This window comes from Flavobacterium sp., from assembly GCF_036405015.1.
Classification (GTDB): Bacteria; Bacteroidota; Bacteroidia; order Flavobacteriales; family Flavobacteriaceae; genus Flavobacterium.
On record NZ_DASWYK010000184.1, the window covers coordinates 1 to 3,147 of the forward strand.

General features: G+C 30.0%; 5 protein-coding genes. 4 read left to right on the forward strand and 1 reads right to left on the reverse strand.

The window, feature by feature from the left end; all coding sequences use genetic code 11:
- Window positions 1–125: 125 nt before the first annotated feature.
- The gene (locus tag VGE71_RS15650; protein ID WP_331139184.1) at window positions 126–521 is read left to right on the forward strand and encodes a VOC family protein; all 396 of its coding nucleotides are present in this window, start codon (window positions 126–128) and stop codon (window positions 519–521) included.
- A gap of 38 nt (window positions 522–559) precedes the next feature.
- Window positions 560–1,075 carry a hypothetical protein gene (locus VGE71_RS15655; protein WP_331139185.1) on the forward strand — a complete coding sequence of 172 codons (516 nt, stop codon included), beginning with the start codon at window positions 560–562 and terminating at the stop codon, window positions 1,073–1,075.
- Here the strand turns inward: VGE71_RS15655 and VGE71_RS15660 are convergent.
- The gene (locus tag VGE71_RS15660; RefSeq protein ID WP_331139186.1) at window positions 1,053–1,586 is read right to left on the reverse strand and encodes a hypothetical protein; all 534 of its coding nucleotides are present in this window, start codon (window positions 1,584–1,586) and stop codon (window positions 1,053–1,055) included. The two genes, VGE71_RS15655 and VGE71_RS15660, sit on opposite strands and share 23 nt — an antisense overlap.
- Window positions 1,587–1,725: 139 nt before the next feature.
- Here VGE71_RS15660 and VGE71_RS15665 point away from each other — a divergent pair, with 139 nt between their 5' ends.
- Together VGE71_RS15665 and VGE71_RS15670 are read left to right on the forward strand one after the other, a co-directional pair.
- Window positions 1,726–2,295, forward strand: coding sequence for a Crp/Fnr family transcriptional regulator (locus VGE71_RS15665; protein ID WP_331139187.1), 570 nt, complete (start codon window positions 1,726–1,728; stop codon window positions 2,293–2,295).
- 81 nt (window positions 2,296–2,376) lie between these two features.
- A complete protein-coding gene (locus tag VGE71_RS15670; protein ID WP_331139188.1) occupies window positions 2,377–3,114 on the forward strand; it encodes an SDR family NAD(P)-dependent oxidoreductase in 738 nt (245 codons plus the stop codon).
- Window positions 3,115–3,147 lie beyond the last annotated feature (33 nt).

Here is a 3,147-nt window from a genome sequence, read left to right on the forward strand (position 1 = left end):
AGAATAAAATTATTAACCGAAATTCTGTCTCATCAAAAGCTAATATAAGAAATATCTTTAAAACGGAAGTCTCAAATAAATTGCTTAACTTTAAGAAACTATCTACTCAATTAAAATAAAAAATTATGAAAACCCGAATGATATGGGGCAATCTTGTCTCACGTAATATAGAAAAAACAATAGCGTTTTATACTGCTTTAGGTTTCAAACAAAATGGTACAGAAACAAGTGAACTGGTTAGTTTTACTTTTTCAGAAAGTAATTTCATCATTAACTTTTTTACACCTAAAAGATTTGAATGGGCGCTAAAAGGTAAAATAGTTAATACAGAATTAAACAATGAAATTATATTTTCACTATCTGCAGACAGTAGAGAAGAAGTAGATCTCTGGCTCGAAAAGGTTAAAAAAGCCGGAGGAACTATTTTCTCTGAACCTGAAAATTACGAATTAGGTTATACTTTTGGTTTTGCTGATCCGGATGGGCATAAATTTAATTTCTTGTATTGGCCGGGGATGTAATCTTATTCTATCTTTGATTAAAATATCTTAATTGATCTATGCCAGATTTCGAATCTCATTTTATAGTGTCTAAAACCAGTTGGAGAATCTATATTAGTTTTACGGGAAATATTATTGAAAAGAACTATGAAACAGCTGATCTCATAAAGATCAACGATTTTCTGTTTTTGAAACTAAATATTCCCGAAACAAACCAATACATTCATGGCAATAAGTTATTGATCGAAAATGGTATCTTATGGATAGCTGATTCTATTCCAGATAAAAGTCCTAAAATAATTGAAATTCACACAATTGATTTTAATTTTATGGATTTCCAGATAGAAGGATTATTTTTTGGGATAGCACATTGGCTTTCTGCGTATTATAATATAGAAATGCCTGCTTATAATGTAAAATACGAACGACACAAGCGAAAATATATTTTTTTGTTCAATGAAGACAACAAAGAATCAACGAATCTCTTATATCCTGAAGGTTTTGTAGATATATTGCATAAACAAAAAGACCAATCCAGTTATTTTAAACGTATTATTTCGATCTTTTCAACATAATTTTGCTCTCGCTAACCATTTCAGAACTCAAATTTAAATCTCTCCAATATTCAGTTATAAAGTTGATAAAATCTTTATTTTCACATTCTACGAGTATAAAATTTCGAAAATCCATCCCTTTATAACCTGTAATAAACATGCGGTGATCTACAAATTGATTTCTCCAATTTTCTGCTAAAAAAGATACATCATCGTAATTTACGTAATTACGTCTTAAAATATTCTCTTTGATTTCATCGTAATCTGGAATTTTTTCATCTTCGGATTCTCCTTCAAGATCGAAATAATCTCCCATTACTATTTCCCCCGAACTTAATAATTTATAGACTCCCGTTTCTTTTATAAGAACAACAGGGCCAACACCAATTAAACGACCTCTGTCATCATCTAACTCGTAATCTTTATGTTTATAAAAAGCAAATGAATACTTTTCAGAGTCGCTAGTTTCATATATCACAAAATCAGTTCCTAACTCTTCATTTATAATACTTTGAGCTTTTTGTATATCCATTTATCTTTTAAAGTTTTTTATTGAGGTGAAAGTAGAAAATTAATCTAATTTTTTTCAAATTTGAAGAAATTAGATTTAAACTTTATTCTTTTTGCCATATGACAAATTTCCATTTAAAACTTATACCTAACTTTCGGGCATGAAAGAATTAGTATCATATATATTGCAATTTGGCAGTTTAAATCAGCAGCAGATTGATTTAATTTTAAGTAAAGCCGTAGAAAGAGAAATTAAAAAAGAAGATTATTTTTCTGAAGCAGGAAAAGTTTCTGTAGAAGTTGGTTTTATAGTAGACGGAATTATGAGAGTTTGCTATTACAACAACAAAGGAGAAGAAATTACGAAATATTTTATAGACGAAAATAATCTGGTAGTCGATTTAGAAAGTTTCGAAAATAGCATTTGCTCTTCAGCTTATGTCCAAGCGGTTACCGATTGTAAAATGATTGTTTTTTCTAAAAAAGATTGGGAAGATCTTCTAAATACTATAATCGGTTGGGATAAGATTGTTCATAAAATCATCAATAAAGCTTTGATTCAGAAAGTTTCTAGAAGAAGTCCGTTGGTTTCTGAAGATGCTACAACACGTTATTTGTCTTTTATGGAAATGTTTCCTAATGTAATCAATCGTGTTCCACTTTCTTATTTGGCTTCTTATCTTGGCATTACACAATCTTCTTTAAGCAGAATTCGAAAAAACATACGTTAAAAATCGCTTTTTGTCATATGGCAAATGTTTTTGTTTTTAATCGATGCAACTTTGTAATCAATAATTTAAAAAGATAAAAAAATGGATTCAGTATTAATTACAGGTGCCAATAGAAGTATAGGTTTAGAAACAGCAAAACAACTTTCTAAAAAAGGATTATTCGTTTATTTAGGAACTCGAGACCTTCAAAAAGGGGAGGAAGTGGTAAATGAACTAACTCAAAATGGTTTTCAAAATATTAAGGCCATTCAAATTGACGTTACAGATTCTGAAAGTGTTTTAAAAGCAAAAGAAATTATAGAAAAGGAGCAAGGAAAATTAGATGTTTTAATTAATAATGCTGGGGTTTTAGGAGATGTACCGCAAGATTCATCAACTACTTCAGTCGATAATATTCAACAGGTTTTTGATACCAATTTTTTTGGTGTAATAAGAGTAACTCAAACCTTTGTAGAACTACTTAAAAAATCTAAAAATCCTAGAATCAGCAATATTACATCTGGACTTGGTTCACTGACATTACACAGCGATCCAACGTGGAAATATTACGCTATAAAAGCGGTTTCGTATGTTTCTTCAAAAACTGCTTTAAATGCCTTTACGGTTACTTTGGCTTATGAATTAAAAGATTTTGGTTTTAAAGTAAATGCTATAGATCCTGGTTACACGGCAACCGATTTTAACCATTTCAGCGGACCTGGAAGTGTAGAAAGTGCTGCAAATTTTATTATAAAACATACTTTAACGGATGAAAATGGTCCAAACGGAAAATTCTTTAGCAATGATATTGAAGACGAAAGCGAAGAAAGTCCGTGGTAAAATAAAGTAACTCCAAAAACGATAAACCCTCAA

Excerpts from the sequence above, each read along its gene's own strand:
- VGE71_RS15650 (WP_331139184.1), top strand. The coding sequence starts at position 126 with ATGAAAACCCGAATGATATGGGGCAATCTTGTCTCACGTAATATAGAA.
- VGE71_RS15655 (WP_331139185.1), top strand. The coding sequence starts at position 560 with ATGCCAGATTTCGAATCTCATTTTATAGTGTCTAAAACCAGTTGGAGA.
- VGE71_RS15660 (WP_331139186.1), bottom strand. The coding sequence starts at position 1,586 with ATGGATATACAAAAAGCTCAAAGTATTATAAATGAAGAGTTAGGAACT.
- VGE71_RS15665 (WP_331139187.1), top strand. The coding sequence starts at position 1,726 with ATGAAAGAATTAGTATCATATATATTGCAATTTGGCAGTTTAAATCAG.
- VGE71_RS15670 (WP_331139188.1), top strand. The coding sequence starts at position 2,377 with ATGGATTCAGTATTAATTACAGGTGCCAATAGAAGTATAGGTTTAGAA.